The organism is Streptomyces sp. NPDC088794 (assembly GCF_044750545.1).
In the GTDB taxonomy this organism is placed as follows: domain Bacteria; phylum Actinomycetota; class Actinomycetes; order Streptomycetales; family Streptomycetaceae; genus Streptomyces.
The window spans coordinates 227,089-242,994 of record NZ_JBIVKB010000016.1; the positions used below are offsets into that span (position 1 = coordinate 227,089).

Consider the following 15,906-nt stretch of genomic DNA (forward strand, 5'->3'; position numbering starts at 1 on the left):
GCTCACTTCCCGGCCAGGGACGCGTCGGGGCCGGTGACGGACGGCGCGTCGTCGCCGCCGAACAGCCCGGCGAACTGGTAGCTGTCGGCCGTCGCGCCCACCCCGGTGCCGCCCAGGGCGAGGGAGTTGTAGTTCATGGCCTGCTTGAAGGCGTCCGGCGTACCGATGAAGTTCAGGTCGGTCGGGTCGATGTTCTTGATGCGGGCCAGCTCGTCGACCATGCCGGGACCGGCGTACATGCTGGCCAGGCCGCGCGGGCCGGCCGCGGAGTAGGCGTCGCGGGCCGCGGAGAGGTTGTCGCCGAACTTGAAGGCGTCCCGCCAGTTGCCGCGGATGGCGCCCAGGTCGTCCGCGAAGGAGCGCGGCAGCCCTCGGAAGGCGGCCGAGAGCGACACGTCGGGCAGGGCAGCGCGGGCCGTGGCACCGGCTCGCGGGCCGACCATCGACTCGACCAGCACCCGGCGCGCGGCGGAGGACATGGCCGGGTTCCAGCTTCTGACGTACTCGGTCGCGGCCGTCCAGACCCGGCTGCGGCCGACCGCGGCGGCGGCCTTGCCGCCCGCGGAGAAGACGCGCCCGACGCCGAAGGTCGCGAGGCTGAGGACGTCCATCGCGACATCGCCCCAGGACCCGTCGCCGTTGATGGCGAGCAGGACGTGACAGACCAGTGATACGCACGTCGCCACCAGGGCGATGGTGCCGAGCACCCCGGCCAGGGCCTGGCCGATCACCGGGATCCAGCCGACCAGCAGCGAGAGCACCCCGCAGACCGCGGCGACGGCTCCCGCGATGTCGGCGACGAGATTGAGGGTGTCGCGCAGGTCGTCCAGCCACGAGTCGTTCAGGCCGTCGTGCTCGGTGGTGTCGTGGATGGCGCGGGCCGCCTTGTCGCCCGCGTTCTTGTGGCGCGTCTTCAGCGGGGAGAGCTGATCGCGCAGTCCGTCCAGGCCCTTCTGGAGGTCGGTCACCGACTTGTCGAGTGTCTTCTGCCCGGCCGCGTCGGTGCCCTTGGGCGGGTGGTCGGCCTTGGAGGCGGCCGTCGTCAGGTCACCGCTCTTCGTCTCGGCCTGGTGCAGGAGCTTGTCGGCCTCGGTCTGCACGGATTCGAGCTCGGTGTAGTACGTCTTCAGGGCGGAGGAGGCGTCGGCGTACCGGTCGTGCGCCTTGCTGACCGTCTTCGCCGTGTCGGTCGCCTTCTCGGCGAAGGCGCGGCCCGCCTTGGAGTCCCAGCTCTCCAGGTTGCCGAGCCGGCGCAGCGCCTCGGCGGTGTCGGAGATGGTCTTCGCCGTGAGTTCGAACCGGCGGGCGAGCGCCGTGAGGTCCGTGACATCGCCGGGCACCGGGTCGGCGGGCTCCCCCAGGACCTCCCAGCGCTGGTCCGCGGGCCGGGTCACTGCTGCTTCCCCTTGCCCACGAGCGCGTCGTACAGCGCGGTGTCGACTTCCTTGTAGGCCTTGCCGGCCTCGTGGGCGAGGGTGCCCAGGCCCTGGATCTCCTCGATCATCTTCTTGCGGTTGTCGTCCCAGCCGTCCGAGAAGTCCTGCAACCGCTCGTGCAGTTGCTTGTGCCCGACCGTGCGCAGGTCGTAGGCGTCCATCAGCTTGTCGAGCCCGTCGAGCTCGGTCGCCACCGTCCGCAGGCCGGTCCCGGCCGTGTGCAGATCGTCCGTGGAGACCTTGAGCTTCCCCTCGTCGCCACTCACTCCCGCTCCCCCTTCGTCTCCTCGGCCGGGCGCTGCCAGCGCAGGGTTTCGGCCACCGCGTCGAACAGGCCCACCATGGCGTCCGCGATCGGCTCCAACGGCGTGCTGAACGTCAGCATCAGCACCTCGTCACGGTCCGGCACCGGCACGAAGTACTCGACGACGGTGTCCTCGAACTCGGAACCCAGCTTCCGTGCCTGCTTGGTGCGCTGCCGCCGCAGCAGCCGGGCCACGCGCCCCGCCTCCGGCAGCGTGACCACGCCGACCTCGCCGGTGCCGGCCAGCGCGGCGACGGCGTCGAGGCTGTCGAACCTCTGGTGCAGGTGGGAGACGAGCAGCGAGGCGGACAGCGGGATGCCGCCGGCTTCGAGGAAGGACAGGTACAGCACGACCCCGCCCTGCCCGACGCCCGCCTCGGCGGTCCCGCGCAGCTGCTCCTCCACCTTCCGGCGCAGGACCGGCTGGTCGTCGACCCCGGCGAACTGCCGCTTGATCAGCGCGCTCATGGACGCCTCACGGCGCTCCCGCGGCCGCAGCGGAATGCGGTACCAGTCCCCGGGCGTGATCAGCCCGAACACCGGGACCGCCGCCCCCGACACTCCTTCGGACACCGTCTCCGCGTCCGGCTCTGTACTCGGCACCTGTCTCACTGTGCTTCTCCCGCCCCCGTCATGCCTCGCGCATCTTAGCCATCGACGGCCGAAATCCACCGGGAGCACATGAATCCGTCACGGCTTCCGACGCCCTCCCAGCGGGTTGCGCCGAGCCTCTCGCGGCGCTTATCGTTTATCGATAACATCGATAAACGATAAGCGAGGCGGTGCGGCGTGCCCGAGGACCGGAAGCTGCTCGAACCCATGGCCACGGTCGTGTCCGTGGTCCTGCGCACCCTGCTCGCCCTCGTGGCGGCGGGGCTGATCCTCAGCGTCGTGCACGGCGGCCTGGCGGACGTCAGCGTCTGCGTCACCGACGACTCGACCACGAGTTCGGACGCCCCCACGGGTCTCCTCCCCGAGCCCGGAGCGCAGGTCGACTCCGTCCCCCGCTACTGCGCCCAGCACCCCGCCACAGCACTGCGCCTGCTGAACCAACTCGGCGAACTGCCCTCGACGTTGCTGCTGATCAGCGGCCTCTTCCTGCTGCACCGGCTGCTCCAGGGCGCGGCCCGGGACGGCGTCTACACCGCGAGCACGGCGACCCGGCTACGCCTCCTCGGCTGGTGGCTGCTGCTCGGGAGCCTGGTCGCCGAGATCATCGAGGCCAACGCCAGAGCGGCCGTGCTCGCGGACCTCGCCCAGGCGGCGGACTTCACGGCGGGCACCTGGCTGGGCCTGTGGTCGCCCCCCTACCTGGCCGTGCTCACCGGCCTCGGGCTGCTCACCTTCGCCCGGATCACCCGGGCCGGCGCGGTCATGCGCGAGGACCTCGAAGGCGTCGTCTGATGGCGGCCGACGACCAGGAGGGCCAGGAGCCCGAGGGCCACGACATCGAGGTGCATCTGGACCGGCTCCTGGACGAGCGCGGGATGACTCTCACCGAACTCGCCCACCGGGTCGGCGTGACCAACGTGAATCTCTCGGTCCTCAAGAACGGCCGCGCGAAGGCGATCCGGTTCACCACGCTCACCCGGATCTGTGAAGTACTCGAGTGCCAGCCGGGAGACCTGCTGAGCCATCGCCCCAAGCCGTCTCGGTAAAGCTCCCACTCCGTCGACCGCTAACTCGCGCGGACAGCGGCCCTGTTCGACGCCCTGCGCCCGCGCTTGCCGGCCCCGTTCGGCCACAGCCGGGGGCTCCGCTTCGCCGCGATGTCCTCGACCCAGCCGAACGCGACGATCGTGAGCCCGATCAGCGGCCAGACCAGGACGAACATCCAGAGGTTGTACGTCGAGTCGAGCGCGGAGACCGCGCGGTCGCCCTGCATGAACGGCAGGTCGTAGGCGAGGTCGATGAGCGGGACCGTGGCCAGGATCAGCAGGTTGTGCCACAAGTAGATCGTGACGGCACGGTTGTTGGAGAGGGTGACCAGCTTGTCCCACTTCGCCAGCCGGCCGGGCAGCTCCTGCCACGACGGGGAGTACTGGAGCAGGATCACCACGAAACCGAAGGACCAGGCCGCCTGGGCCAGCGGGATGTCGTTCAGGTCCCAGCCGTCCGGGCCCAGATGGCCCGACGCCCACCACAGGCCGAACGCCATCAGCAGCGCCGAGCAGGAGACGGAGATGTAGCGCGGGATCTCCTTGAGCAGGCCCTCGTAGTGGGCGAAGCCGAGGACCCAGCAGCCGCCGTAGACCGCGAAGTCGGAGACCGCGTTGCCCGTCTCACCGGGGATCGTGACCAGGCCCGTACCCACGATCGCGGTCAGGCCCAGCGGCGCGAGCAGGGTCGGCCACGGGGCCCGGCGGAACGCCCACAGCAGCAACGGGGACGCCACCACGAACCACAGGTAGGCGCGCAGGTACCAGAGCACGCCCGCCGCCTGCACCGCCCAGGTGTTCTCCAGCAGGCCCGACTTGGAGCCGACGCTCCAGGGGAACGGCGGGGCGCCGAACGGGACGACGTAGTTGACGAGTTCGACCACGCCCCAGACGCCGCCGTGGTCCGGGTCCTTCGACAGGTCCCAGCCGCCCGCGAACATCATCGTCAGCACGACCGCGCTGAACACCCAGAGCGGGGGCAGCAGTCGGCGGACCCGGCCCCGGATCACACCCCACGCCGGTCGCTTCAGGGAGCGTGCCATCAGCGAGCCCGCCAGCGCGAACATCACGCCCATGGAGGGGAAGACGACCGTCAGCCAGGCCCAGCCGAACAGGTGGTACACGACCACCCGGACCAGGGCGATGGAGCGCAGCAGGTCGAGGTAGCGGTCGCGGCCCGGCTTCTTCGCGGAAGACGCAGAAGACGCAGAAGACGTAGCAGGCTCGGGAGCGGGCGCGGGCGCCGGTCGCGACGATGGAACCGGCTGGTACGGGATCCCGTAGGCCGGCGTCGACTCCGGGGTACCGGTCGTGTATCCGTGCGTCATGCCACGGGCCTCCGATCACTGCTGCTGCGGCCGGACCGGCTCGGCACGGGGCCGCCCGGCGCCCCCACCACGCCCGTGCGGCGCAGCTTCTGCCAGCGCAGCCGGCCACCGGTGAGCGCGGTGATCCAGGACTGGAGCAGCACGACGTACATGAGCTGGCGGTAGAGGATCTGCTGCAGGGGCAGCGAGATGAGGTGGGTCATACGTTCCTTGTCCAGCCGGAAGGCGTACGCGGCGCACACGAGCTGGATCGCCAGGACGCCCAGCCAGGCCACGATCGTCTTCCCCGTCGGGCCGAACACGACGCCGTAGATGAGGAACACGTCGATCAGCGGTGCCAGCAGCGGGGCAAGGACCATGAACAGCGACACCAGCGGCAGGCCCACCCGCCCGAAGCGGCCCGAGGGACCCCGTTCCACGAGCGCGCGGCGGTGCTTCCAGATCGCCTGCATGGTGCCGTAGGACCAGCGGTAGCGCTGGGACCAGAGCTGTTGCACCGTCTCCGGGGCCTCGGTCCAGGCCCGCGCCTTCTCGGCGTAGACGACGCGCCAGCCGTCGCGGTGCATCGCCATCGTGATGTCGGTGTCCTCGGCGAGCGTGTCGTCGCTCATCCCGCCGACCCGCTCCAACGCGCTTCTGCGGAACGCCCCCACCGCGCCCGGGATGGTCGGCATGCAGCGCAGCAGGTCGTACATGCGGCGGTCGAGGTTGAAGCCCATCACGTACTCGATGTGCTGCCAGGCGCCGATGAGGGAGTCGCGGTTGCCGACCTTCGCGTTGCCCGCGACCGCGCCCACGCGCGGGTCGCCGAAGGGCTGGACGAGTTCGCGGACGGTGGCCGGTTCGAAGACCGTGTCGCCGTCCATCATCACGATGATGTCGTGACGGGCGTTGGCCAGACCGCGGTTGAGGGCGGCGGGCTTGCCCGCGTTGAGCTGGCGCACCACCCGCACATTGGGCAGCCCCAGCGCCTCGACGATCCGCGCCGTGCCGTCGCTGGAGCCGTCGTCGATGACGATCACCTCGACGGGATGCTCGCTCGACATCAGCGAACGCACGGTGTTCTCAATGCATTTGGCCTCGTTGTACGCCGGCACGAGCACCGTCACCGGTTCGGTGACCGGCGCTCCCCAGCGGAAGTTCTTGCGCCGCACCCGGCGGGCGTGCGCGCCCGACAGCAGCAGCATCAGCACGAAGCGGGCGATGACCAGGGCGCCGATCACCGCGAGGCCGACCACCATCACGCCGGTGATGTCGTCGGAGGCCCGGACCAGGAAGATCCATGCCTTGCCCTTCCACAGCTCGACACCGGTGACCGGGGTCGAGGCGCTGGGCGCGTCCAGGGCCTCGGTGAGGTTGTCGAACTCGTACCCCTTCTGCTGCATGTCGGGCAGGAACCGGTCGAGGGCCTCGACCGTCTGGTGCCGGTCGCCGCCGGAGTCGTGCATCAGGACGATGGCGCCCTTGCCGCCCTTGGGGGTGGCGTTGCGGATGATCTGCCGCACGCCGGGCTTCTGCCAGTCCTCGCTGTCGGTGTTGTTGACGACGGTGAGGTAGCCCTTGGTGCCGATGTACTGCGTCACCGGCCACGACTTGTTGTCCATGGCGTCGGCGAAGGACGAGTACGGCGGCCGGAAGATCGAGCTGCGGATGCCGGCGGCGCCCGCGAGCGCCAGCTGGTTCTGCGAGAGCTCCCAGTCGATACGTTTCTTCGACTGGAAGGACAGGTCGGGGTGGTTGAAGGTGTGCAGGCCGACCTCGTGGCCCTCGGCGATCATCCGCCGGACCAGCTCCGGATAGCGGGAGGTCATGGTGCCGGTGACGAAGAACACCGCGTGGGCGTGGTGCTTCTTCAGCACGTCCAGGACCTTCGGCGTCCAGGTCGGGTCGGGGCCGTCGTCGAAGGTGAGGACGAGCCGGTGGTCGGGCACGTCCAGGCTGGTGGTGCGGCCGCTGCGGGTGTCGATGACCGGGCCGCCGTCGAGGATCTTCTCCGGCACCTTGTCGGTGGAGGCCTCGGGCTGGATCCGGTGGTCGGCGAGGATCTCGCTGTGCACGTAGCCGCGCAGCATCAGCATCGCGACCAGCGCGACCAGGACGAGCATGGGCAGCAGCAGACGCATGGGCAGGCGGCGGCGCGGGGAGCTGTCGGGGGGCGCGGCCCCGTGACGGCGGGTGCGGGATGCCATCAGAGGATGTGCTCCGGGGACGTGGAGTGGGGCGCGGGACCGTTCGGGTCCACGGCGATCGGACGGGGTTCGCCGGGGCCGGCGGCGACCGTGCCGGGGACGACGCCGGTGCCGCCTCCGGACGTGGAGACGCTGGGGTCGGGCGAGGTGGTGGGGCTGGGGTCGGTCGATTCGGTGACCGGCGGGTCGACCACCGAGGTCGACGGATCGGGGTCGCTCGGGTCGGTGCCCGGCTTCGTGGTGGTCTTCGTCGCCGTCGGCTCGGTGTCGGCGGAGGCGCCGGTGCCGTCGGTGCGGGTGCCGAGGCCGGGTGCGGTGCCGGTGGAGCCGGGCGTCGGGACGGTGCCCGCGCCTGCGGTCGGGGTCGCGCCGGGCGAGACGCTGCCGGTGCCGGAGGGCTCGACCGACGCCCCCGGACTCGGGGTGGTGTCGACCTGGCCGGCCGGCTGGTCGTCCTGCTGGCCCGGCACGGGCAGCCAGGGCGCGTCCGAGCTGCCGGACAGCAGCGTGGCGACGATGACGACGGCGTAGACCGCGCAGGCCAGGCCGATGGCTATGCCCAGGCGGCGGAACCGGCGGCTGCGGCGGCCCGACTCGTCGACGAAGACCGGCCCGTCGGAGCCGTCCGCGCCACTGTCCGGGGCACCGGCCGCCTGCTTCAGACGCATGTCCTGCTGGAGGCTGACGGCGTCCAGCTGGACGGTCACCTCGTGCGGGTCATGGGTGTGCTCGGCGTCCGCGGACTCCCCCCAGGGGTCACGCAGGGCGGCCGTGCGCGTGTCCGCCGGGAATCCGGCCGGTCTCAGCAGCTCGGTCTCGTCGGCATCGGCGCCGACTCCGCCCGGCACTCCGGTTGTTCGCGCCCCCAGGACGTCCGGGAACCCCGTCTCCGGAAACGTCTGGGTGTCACCCGCCGACCTCGGCGCGGCCCGCACCTCTGATGCAGATCGGGGCCATTCCGGTTGGGCGTCTTCTCGCCACTTCTTCACGCGCACGTACATCCCCCCACGGGACAGATCCGGTGCGCCACGACCCGAGCACCCGTCGTCGAACCGAGCCCCCACCCGATCCGAGCGCCCCATTTATCACATAGTGCTCAGGCGAAGAATGTAGCGCACGTGCGGGTTGTGTGTTTGCCACGTGTCACTACTTGGTCCCGGCAGCGTCCAGATCGATGGCTGGAATCCACCCCTCCACCGGCCGGTGCAACCACCTCTCGGCGGCGGCGAGCTCCGCCGCGGCCCGTCGGAGGGCTTCGAAGCCCGGGTGCACCAGTCCCTTCCGCCACACCAGTGACACGAGTGACCAGGGAACGGGATCGACCAGGGGGCGCACGACCGTCGCGGGCATGGCCGGAAAATCCACCACGGCCAGAATCGGCCGCCGCATCTTGGCCATGATCCGCTCGAACTCCTCGTCCCCGACCGCGAGCGGCATCGGTGGAGCGATCCGTACACCCCGCCCCTCGAAGAGCCGGCGCGCGAGATCCGTCCACTCCGGCGTACGGGGATTGCCCGCGCCGGCGTACACGGTCTCGCCCGCCAGCTCGGCCAGCGGCACCTCGGTCAGCGAGGCCAGCCGGTGGTCCTCGGGCAGCACGACAGCCATCGGCTCGTACCGCACGGGCTGCTGCTCCAACTGCGTCCGCAGCACCGGATCGAGGCCCGCGAACCGCCCGAAGGACGCGTCGAGCCGCCCCGCGAGCAGCTCACCGGCCGCCCCCGTCAGACCGCTCTCGAAGCGGGCCATCAGCTCGCACTGCGGGGCGAGTTCACGGGCCCGGTGCAGCACCCGCCGCCCGGTGACCAGGCCCGGGGAGTTCAGATCGACGAGCAGCGGCCGGGCCTCACCGAACGCGGCGAGCAACTCGTCCTGCGCCGCGAGCACCCGCCGCGCGTACGGCAGCAGCCGCTCCCCGTCGGCCGTCAGCGTCACCTGCCGGGTGGTCCGCACGAACAGGTCGGCCCCCAACTCCCGCTCCAGCCGCCGCACATCCCGGCTCAGCGCCTGCTGGGCGACGAAGAGCCGGGCCGCGGCCCGTGTGAAGTGCAGTTCCTCGGCAACGACGACGAAGGCCCGCAGCAGGCGGGTGTCCAGGTGAGCGGCCATCCGGCGAACCTACAGCGGGCCAACTCACAACGAAAGTGCGTGAATCGGCCCGAAGAAGGTGTTGGACCGGTGGCTCGGCCGAGGGCGACGGTGATGCCCATGCCGCAACCGACTCCACCGCCGCCGTGGGACGCCCCGAAGCGCCCGGACCCCTCGGATCCCCGGAAGATCCTCTACACGGTCACCGCCGACGCCATGGTCGCCGTCGACTTCGGCCCGCGCTTCGGCCATCGCGACCGCACCCGCCCGCCCGGCCCCTACCGCCGCCTCTTCGCCGTCCCAGGCGCCCGCGCCTTCACCCTCGGCAACCTGCTGGCCCGCCTCCCGATGGGCATGTTCGGCATCAGCGCGGTGGTGATGATCGCCGGCACGCGCGGCTCGTACGCCCTCGCCGGCGCCGTCACCGCGACCGGCCTGGCCGCCACGGCCGTCGTCGCCCCGTGGACCGCGCGGCTCGTCGACCGGTACGGCCAGGCCCGGATCGCCGTACCCGCGACGGCGATCGCCGCGCTCGGCTCCCTCGCACTCCTGCTGTGCGTGCACTACGAGGCCCCCGCCTGGACCCTCTTCGCCTCCTACGCCGCCACCGCGACGACCCCGAACACCGGCGGCATGTCCCGCGCCCGCTGGGCCCACCTGCTCAAGGGCGACGACGACGCCCTGCACACCTCGAACTCCTTCGAGCAGGCCGCCGACGAGCTGTGCTTCATGCTGGGCCCGGTCCTCGCGGCCTTCTTCTGCTCGGCGTTCTTCCCGGAAGCGGGCACGCTGGTCGGGGCGGGACTGCTGCTGACGGGCGTGCTGCTGTTCGCCGCACAGCGCTCCACGGAGCCGCCGGTGCACGCGCGCGTGCTGACCGGTTCCCCGCTCCGGGCCCCCGGCATCCCGCCGCTCCTCGCCGGCTGCCTCGCCATGGGCGCGGTGTTCGGCTCGATGGAGGTCGTCACGATCGCGTTCGCGGACACCGAGGGCCACCGGGCGGCGGCGGGAGTGATCCTCGCCCTGCAGGCGGCGGGTTCGTGCGCGGCGGGCCTGCTGTTCGGGGGCCTGCGGCCGACGGGTCCCGCGGCACACCGCCTCCCCTGGTGCGTGGCGGCGATGACGGCCCTGCTCACGCTCCCGCTGCTGGCCGCGGCCCGCACGGACTCGCTCCCGCTGCTGGCGCTCGCCCTGCTGATCTCCGGCATGGCGACGGCCCCGACGATGATCACCACCATGACGCTGGTCCAACAGCGCACCCCCGAAGGCCACTTGAACGAGGGCATGACCCTCGCGGTGACCGGCCTGCTGGCGGGCATCGCCTGCGGCTCGGCGGTCGGCGGCTGGACGGTGGAGCGCGTATCGCCGACGGCGGGCTTCGGCGTACCGGTGACCGCGGCGGCGACGGCATTGATGATCTGCCTGGCCTGGCGGCCTGCCGTGCACGCCGAGGGGGCATGACAAAGGCCCCGCCACTCGAAAGTGACGGGGCCTTTGTCGCTGTATTCAATTAGAAACATGGGATGAGTGGAGATGGCGGGAATCGAACCCGCGTCCACCGGTGCAGAAGCAGGGCTTCTCCGTGTGCAGTTCGCTGTGATTTTCTCGGCCCCGGTGATCACGCGAACAAGTCGCCGACGGGCCCAGTCACTGTTTGATTTCCCATCGAACCCCGTGACCGGGCTCGATGGTTTAGTTCCCTAGATTATGCCAGGGACCGGGTCGGGAACACTCCCGGGCTGACACCCTTTTAGGGTCCTTCAGTCGCTGTTATTAGGCAGCGAGGGCGAAGGACTGGGAATCGCTCTTGGAATTGGCGATTATTGGTTGCGACATATGGTTAACGAGATCATTGCCGCTTCCTCGACACGCTTCACCTGATTCGACAGCCGCTGTCGAAACCGATCATCCCCATGTTGTTTTTTCAAGTCCCCCCGGAGAGGGATACGCACCCGCTGTGGGGTGCTGTTGCCATCGTACGTGACCAACGCGCGTCGAGGCCACCGTATTCCCGGCGACGGCCTGCACGAAGGACCGCTACTCGCCGCGCTGCTTGCGCTTCGCCGCCGCGATCGCCCGGTCCGACTCCCGCCGGTCCTGCTTCTCGCGCAGGGTCTGGCGCTTGTCGTACTCCTTCTTGCCTCGGGCGAGCGCGATCTCGGCCTTGGCCCGGCCGTTGCTGAAGTACAGGGCAAGGGGCACGATCGTGTGACCCGTCTCCTGGGTCTTGGACTCCAGCTTGTCGATCTCCTCCCGGTGCAGGAGCAGCTTGCGCTTGCGGCGCACGGAGTGGTTGGTCCAGGTGCCCTGGTGGTACTCGGGGATGTGGGCGTTGTGCAGCCACGCCTCGCCCCCGTCGATCTGGACGAAGCCGTCGGTCAGCGAGGTCCGACCCTCACGCAGCGACTTGACCTCGGTGCCGGAGAGGACGATCCCGGCCTCGTAGGTGTCGATGATCGCGTAGTCGTGCCGGGCCTTCTTGTTCTGGGCGACGATCTTGCGCTTGCCGCCCTTCTCGCCGTCCCTGGCCTTGCCGGCGGCGGCCCCGCCGCCCTGCTTGGGCTGGGACTCCTTGGGTACGTACATTCCCTTGCTCATAGTGCCGTCCATTTTCGCACTACGGAGGGGTCCGAGGGAAAGTCGATTACGAAGCGTCCCCGAGCCCGCTCAGAACGGTCTCGGCCCGCTCGACGGCCGCCTGTCCCTGCGAGGTGACGTCCAGGTCGGGGGTGATGCCGAGGCCGTCGACGGTGTGGCCGGAGGGGGTGCGGTAGTGACCGACGGTCAGCTCCGCGACGCCGCCGCCGGGCAGCTTGCTCGGCATCTGGACCGAGCCCTTGCCGAAGGTGCGGCTGCCGACGACCACCGCACGGCCGCGGTCCTGCAACGCGCCGGTGAGCAGTTCGGCCGCGCTCATCGTGCCGCCGTCGACGAGCGCGACCAGGGGTCTGGTGGTGTCGCCGCCGGGATCGGCGTGCAGGGCGCGCTGCTCGCCGTCCACGTCGTACGTGGCGACGAGGCCGCCGTCGAGGAAGGCGGAGGCGGTGGTGACGGCCTCGGTGACCAGGCCGCCGGAGTTGCCGCGCAGGTCGAGGATGACGCCGGCGTCGGCGGGGGCCTGCTGGACGGCGGTGCGAACGACGTCACCGGAGCCCTTGGTGAAGGCGGCGATCCTGATGACGGTGATCCCGCCGACCAGCCGCTCCACGGTGACCGAGTCGGTGGACAGCTTGGCCCGCCGCAACGTCTCGCTCCACGCGTGCGTGCCGCGCTCCAGGCCCAGCCTCACCGCCGTACCGGCCGCCGCGTCCGTGGCGTCGCCGCGCAGTAAGGAGACGACCTCGGTGACCGGGCGCCCATCCACGTGCGCCCCGTCGACGCTGCGCAGCCGGTCGCCCCTGCGGATCCCGGCGGCGGCCGCGGGCGACCCGGACTGCACCTTGGTCACCTCGATCCGCCCGTCCCGCTCCCGGCGGGCCCAGAGCCCGACGCCGGTGTACTGCCCGTCGAGGGCCTCCTCGAACTCCTCGTACTCCCCCTCGGAGTACACGGCCCCCCACCGGTCCCCACTGCGGCTGACCGCCCGCTCGGCGGCCTCCATGGGTGACTTCCCGTCGGCCATGGCATCGGCGGCGGCCTTGGCGACATCCTCATGGCGACTGGCCGGAGTGGTCGAACGGTCCTGCCCCGCAGCGGACTTCCGCTCCCCCTCGGGCAACGACCCGGTCGCCGCGCCGGCCACCAGCACACTCGCGAACACCAATGTCAGAGCGGCCCCACGGCGCCTGCGGCGGGGCTGACAGAACAGGTCTCGACCTGACATGCCGGTGAGTCTAGGACAACGCGAAGAGCCGTACGGGCGGTTGACCGTACGGCCCTCTTGTCATGCGTCACACCTTCAGGTACTTGCGCAGCGCGAAGAACGCCGCAAGCGCCGGCATCAGCAGGCTCGTGGCCAGGATGAGGGGGAGCTTGGTGAGGACAGCGTCCCAGCCGATGAAGTTGATGAGGTTCAGCTTCTCGGACAGGGCCAGGCCGTGGTCGATGATGAAGTACCGGGCCACCACCAGGAATCCGCAGGCGACCGACCCGCCGATCAGTCCGGCGACGGCGGCCTCCATGATGAACGGGGCCTGGATGTAGAAGCCGGAGGCGCCGACCAGGCGCATGATGCCGGTTTCGCGCCGACGGCTGAACGCGGAGACGCGCACCGTGTTGACGATCAGCATCAGGGCGACGACGAGCATGAGGGCCATCACCGCGCGGGCGGCCCAGTTCATGCCGTTGAGGAGCCCGAAGAGGTTGTCCAGGATGCCCTTCTGGTCCTGCACGGACTGCACGCCGTCCCGGCCGTCGAAGGCGGTCGCGATGACCTGGTACTTCTCCGGGTCCTTCAGCTTGATGCGGTACGACTCCTGCATCTGGTCCGGCGTCAGGGAGCTGGCCAGCGGCGAGTCGCCGAACTGCTGCTTGTAGTGCGCGTACGCCTCGTCCTGCGACTCGTACGTGACCTTCTGGACGACCGTGGTCATCTTGTCCAGGTCGGAGAGGATGTCCTTCTTCTGGTCGTCCGTCACCGCGCCCTTGGCGCAGTTGGGGTCCGACTCGGCGTCGCTCTTGTTGCAGAGGAAGACCGAGACGTTGACCTTGTCGTACCAGTAGCCCTTCATCGTGCTGACCTGGTCGCTCATCAGGAGCGACCCGCCGAACAGGGCGAGCGACAGGGCGACGGAGACGACGACGGCGAACGTCATGGTCAGGTTGCGGCGGAGACCGACACCGATCTCGGAGAGTACGAACTGGGCGCGCATGGCGTCTTCTTCAGGCCTTTCCGTGGACGGTAGCGGTCAGTGCTGGTAGCCGTAGACGCCGCGTGCCTGGTCTCGGACGAGGCGGCCCTGCTCCAGCTCGATGACGCGCTTGCGCATCTGGTCCACGATGTTCTGGTCGTGCGTGGCCATGAGCACGGTCGTACCCGTCCGGTTGATGCGGTCGAGCAGCTTCATGATGCCGACCGAGGTCTGCGGGTCGAGGTTTCCGGTCGGCTCGTCGGCGATCAGCAGCTTGGGCCGGTTGACGAACGCGCGCGCGATGGCCACGCGCTGCTGCTCACCACCGGACAGCTCGCCGGGCATCCGGTCCTCCTTGCCGCCGAGCCCGACGAGGTCGAGCACCTGCGGCACGGACTTGCGGATCTCGCCCTTGGACTTGCCGATGACCTCCTGCGCGAAGGCCACGTTCTCGGCGACCGTCTTGTTGGGCAGGAGGCGGAAGTCCTGGAACACCGTCCCCAGCTGGCGCCGCATCTGCGGCACCTTCCAGTTGGACAGCCGCGCGAGGTCCTTGCCCAGAACGTGCACCTGGCCGTGGCTGGTCCGCTCCTCCCGGAGCACCAGCCGCAGGAAGGTGGACTTTCCGGAGCCGGAGGACCCCACAAGAAACACGAACTCGCCCTTCTCCACTTCCAGGGACACATCCCTGAGTGCGGGGCGGGTCTGCTTGGGGTAGACCTTGGAGACGTTGTCGAATCGGATCACGGGTGCACCACGGGTCGCCGGGGGTAGATGAGCGTGACCATACGCGAGTCGGGTGTGCGAGCGCAGGCTCCGGTCGTGGTTGAGGAGGGGTTGTGCCTTTTGTGCAAGCCCAGGTGATGCCCAAAGGGGCGCGGGGAACTGCGCGACCGGCCCCCACCGGCCCGCAGGCGCGAAACAACCGGTACCCACCCCCACGAGGCGACCCCCGCGCAGCCTCCGGAGGAACCTGGCAGAGTGGAGGGAGGGAACGTTCGGCGACCGACGGGCGTTCTCTCCTAGGAACCATTGGGCAAGGAGGGCGCGCATGACGTACGACCGGCTGGTGTGCGCGAACTGCGCGTCGCCCGTGAGTGAGGGCCGGTGCCATGTGTGCCGTGCCAACCGCGAGCGGCTGCAGCAGGAGAACTTCTTCGCGGGACTGAACCCCATGGCGCTGATCGCACTGCTCGCGGTGCTGATCGCGGCGTTCGCGCTGGTGGCGCACCAGACCGCGTAGCGCGGGTCCTCAGACACCCCGAGGGGCCCGGAGCGACATACTCGCTCCGGGCCCCTCGTCGTACGTCGTCACACACGCTGCGTGAGCGCGCGACTACCGTCAGGCGGCAGCGCCGCCCCGGCCGCCCGCGAGGCGCGGCAGGAAACGGAAGCCGATGCCGCCGGCGATCATGGTCGCGGCGCCGATCAGCAGGAACGCGGTCTGGCCGGCACCGGTCTCGGCGAGCTCGTCGCCGCCGCCCTGGGCCGTGGTGTCCGAGCCCGTGTCGGTGAGGGCGGAGGAGCCCTCGTCCTGCGCGGAGGCGTCGGAGCCGCCGTTGGGGTCGGCGTTGTTGCCACCGCTCCCGGTGCCGCTGCTCTCGGTGGGCGTGGCGGTCGGGTCGTCCGTCGGGTCCTCGGTGGGCTCCGTCGGCTCCTGGGTGGGCTCGGTCGGGTCGTCCGTGGTCGGCGGGTCCGTCGGCACCTCGGTGGTCGGCGGGTCCGTGGGCTCTTCCGGAGTGGTCGGCGGGTCGGTGGGGAGCTCGGTCGCCGGCGGCGTCTCGTCGTCGAGGCCGGCGTCGACGGTCACGTTGGCTCCGTTGCCGTCCACGCTCGCGGTGATGTCCAGCGCGGAAGCGGCACCGGCGGCGGTCAGCGAGGCGCCCGCGGCGATCACCGCGCCCGCGGCTATCCGTGCGACACGGATCCGCGTCTTCTTCGTCATATGCTTGCTACCCCCAGTAGCTGATCGTCGGTGAGGCAGCGCCCGGGGCCGTGATCGACGGGAGTGGCTCAATGGAGGCCCCCCGGTTCACATGCGCCCCAGAGATACGCATGCCACTCCGCACCTTTCCCATTTTTCAAAGCAACGTCAAGGCCGTTGCGAGCGCAA

16 protein-coding genes and 1 other RNA gene are annotated in these 15,906 nt (G+C 70.3%); 4 read left to right on the forward strand and 13 right to left on the reverse strand.

Going from position 1 to position 15,906, the window contains the following annotated elements:
- Window positions 1–2: 2 nt before the first annotated feature.
- The 3 genes from ACIP6U_RS37330 to ACIP6U_RS37340 are packed head-to-tail and all read right to left on the reverse strand — an operon-like array spanning window position 3 to window position 2,343.
- Window positions 3–1,394, reverse strand: a complete 1,392-nt coding sequence (locus ACIP6U_RS37330; RefSeq protein WP_401727096.1) for a hypothetical protein — start codon at window positions 1,392–1,394, stop codon at window positions 3–5.
- The gene (locus ACIP6U_RS37335; RefSeq protein ID WP_401727098.1) at window positions 1,391–1,702 is read right to left on the reverse strand and encodes a hypothetical protein; all 312 of its coding nucleotides are present in this window, start codon (window positions 1,700–1,702) and stop codon (window positions 1,391–1,393) included. The genes ACIP6U_RS37330 and ACIP6U_RS37335 overlap by 4 nt, the downstream gene beginning before the upstream one ends.
- A complete protein-coding gene (locus ACIP6U_RS37340) occupies window positions 1,699–2,343 on the reverse strand; it encodes a hypothetical protein (RefSeq protein ID WP_401727100.1) in 645 nt (214 codons plus the stop codon). The genes ACIP6U_RS37335 and ACIP6U_RS37340 overlap by 4 nt, the downstream gene beginning before the upstream one ends.
- 186 nt (window positions 2,344–2,529) lie before the next feature.
- Between ACIP6U_RS37340 and ACIP6U_RS37345 the strand changes: the two genes are divergently transcribed.
- Window positions 2,530–3,144 carry a hypothetical protein gene (locus ACIP6U_RS37345; RefSeq protein WP_401727101.1) on the forward strand — a complete coding sequence of 205 codons (615 nt, stop codon included), beginning with the start codon at window positions 2,530–2,532 and terminating at the stop codon, window positions 3,142–3,144.
- The gene (locus ACIP6U_RS37350) at window positions 3,144–3,398 is read left to right on the forward strand and encodes a helix-turn-helix domain-containing protein (protein WP_401727103.1); all 255 of its coding nucleotides are present in this window, start codon (window positions 3,144–3,146) and stop codon (window positions 3,396–3,398) included. The genes ACIP6U_RS37345 and ACIP6U_RS37350 overlap by 1 nt, the downstream gene beginning before the upstream one ends.
- A gap of 20 nt (window positions 3,399–3,418) precedes the next feature.
- Here ACIP6U_RS37350 and ACIP6U_RS37355 read toward each other — a convergent pair whose 3' ends face one another.
- The 4 genes from ACIP6U_RS37355 to ACIP6U_RS37370 form a co-directional block, all read right to left on the reverse strand.
- Window positions 3,419–4,726 (reverse strand): acyltransferase, encoded by a 1,308-nt coding sequence (locus tag ACIP6U_RS37355; RefSeq protein ID WP_401727105.1) that lies wholly within the window; start codon window positions 4,724–4,726, stop codon window positions 3,419–3,421.
- The gene (locus tag ACIP6U_RS37360; protein ID WP_401727106.1) at window positions 4,723–6,915 is read right to left on the reverse strand and encodes a glycosyltransferase; all 2,193 of its coding nucleotides are present in this window, start codon (window positions 6,913–6,915) and stop codon (window positions 4,723–4,725) included. Before ACIP6U_RS37360 ends, ACIP6U_RS37355 begins: the two co-directional genes overlap by 4 nt.
- Window positions 6,915–7,763, reverse strand: coding sequence for a hypothetical protein (locus ACIP6U_RS37365; RefSeq protein WP_401727108.1), 849 nt, complete (start codon window positions 7,761–7,763; stop codon window positions 6,915–6,917). The genes ACIP6U_RS37360 and ACIP6U_RS37365 overlap by 1 nt, the downstream gene beginning before the upstream one ends.
- A gap of 298 nt (window positions 7,764–8,061) precedes the next feature.
- On the reverse strand, window positions 8,062–9,024 hold the full coding sequence (locus ACIP6U_RS37370) for a LysR family transcriptional regulator (RefSeq protein ID WP_401727110.1): 963 nt from the start codon (window positions 9,022–9,024) through the stop codon (window positions 8,062–8,064).
- 99 nt (window positions 9,025–9,123) lie between these two features.
- On the opposite strand from ACIP6U_RS37370, the gene ACIP6U_RS37375 reads away from it, so the two are divergent.
- Window positions 9,124–10,464 (forward strand): MFS transporter, encoded by a 1,341-nt coding sequence (locus ACIP6U_RS37375; protein WP_401727111.1) that lies wholly within the window; start codon window positions 9,124–9,126, stop codon window positions 10,462–10,464.
- A gap of 64 nt (window positions 10,465–10,528) precedes the next feature.
- Here the strand turns inward: ACIP6U_RS37375 and ssrA are convergent.
- The 5 genes from ssrA to ftsE form a co-directional block, all read right to left on the reverse strand.
- Window positions 10,529–10,916, reverse strand: a transfer-messenger RNA (tmRNA) gene (gene ssrA, locus ACIP6U_RS37380).
- A gap of 124 nt (window positions 10,917–11,040) precedes the next feature.
- Window positions 11,041–11,589 (reverse strand): SsrA-binding protein SmpB, encoded by a 549-nt coding sequence (smpB, locus tag ACIP6U_RS37385; protein WP_043679314.1) that lies wholly within the window; start codon window positions 11,587–11,589, stop codon window positions 11,041–11,043.
- Window positions 11,590–11,647: 58 nt separating this feature from the next.
- The gene (locus ACIP6U_RS37390) at window positions 11,648–12,826 is read right to left on the reverse strand and encodes a S41 family peptidase (protein WP_401727112.1); all 1,179 of its coding nucleotides are present in this window, start codon (window positions 12,824–12,826) and stop codon (window positions 11,648–11,650) included.
- Between the two features lie 67 nt (window positions 12,827–12,893).
- Window positions 12,894–13,814, reverse strand: coding sequence for a permease-like cell division protein FtsX (ftsX, locus tag ACIP6U_RS37395; RefSeq protein WP_401727113.1), 921 nt, complete (start codon window positions 13,812–13,814; stop codon window positions 12,894–12,896).
- A 36-nt stretch (window positions 13,815–13,850) separates the two neighbouring features.
- Entirely contained in the window at window positions 13,851–14,540 is a 690-nt protein-coding gene (gene ftsE, locus ACIP6U_RS37400) for a cell division ATP-binding protein FtsE (RefSeq protein ID WP_020132390.1), read from the reverse strand.
- Between the two features lie 304 nt (window positions 14,541–14,844).
- Between ftsE and ACIP6U_RS37405 the strand changes: the two genes are divergently transcribed.
- Window positions 14,845–15,036, forward strand: coding sequence for a hypothetical protein (locus ACIP6U_RS37405; protein WP_124000348.1), 192 nt, complete (start codon window positions 14,845–14,847; stop codon window positions 15,034–15,036).
- A gap of 99 nt (window positions 15,037–15,135) precedes the next feature.
- Here the strand turns inward: ACIP6U_RS37405 and ACIP6U_RS37410 are convergent, their stop codons facing one another.
- Window positions 15,136–15,738: a hypothetical protein gene (locus tag ACIP6U_RS37410; protein ID WP_401727116.1), complete on the reverse strand. Its 603-nt coding sequence runs from the start codon at window positions 15,736–15,738 to the stop codon at window positions 15,136–15,138.
- Between the last annotated feature and the right edge of the window lie 168 nt (window positions 15,739–15,906).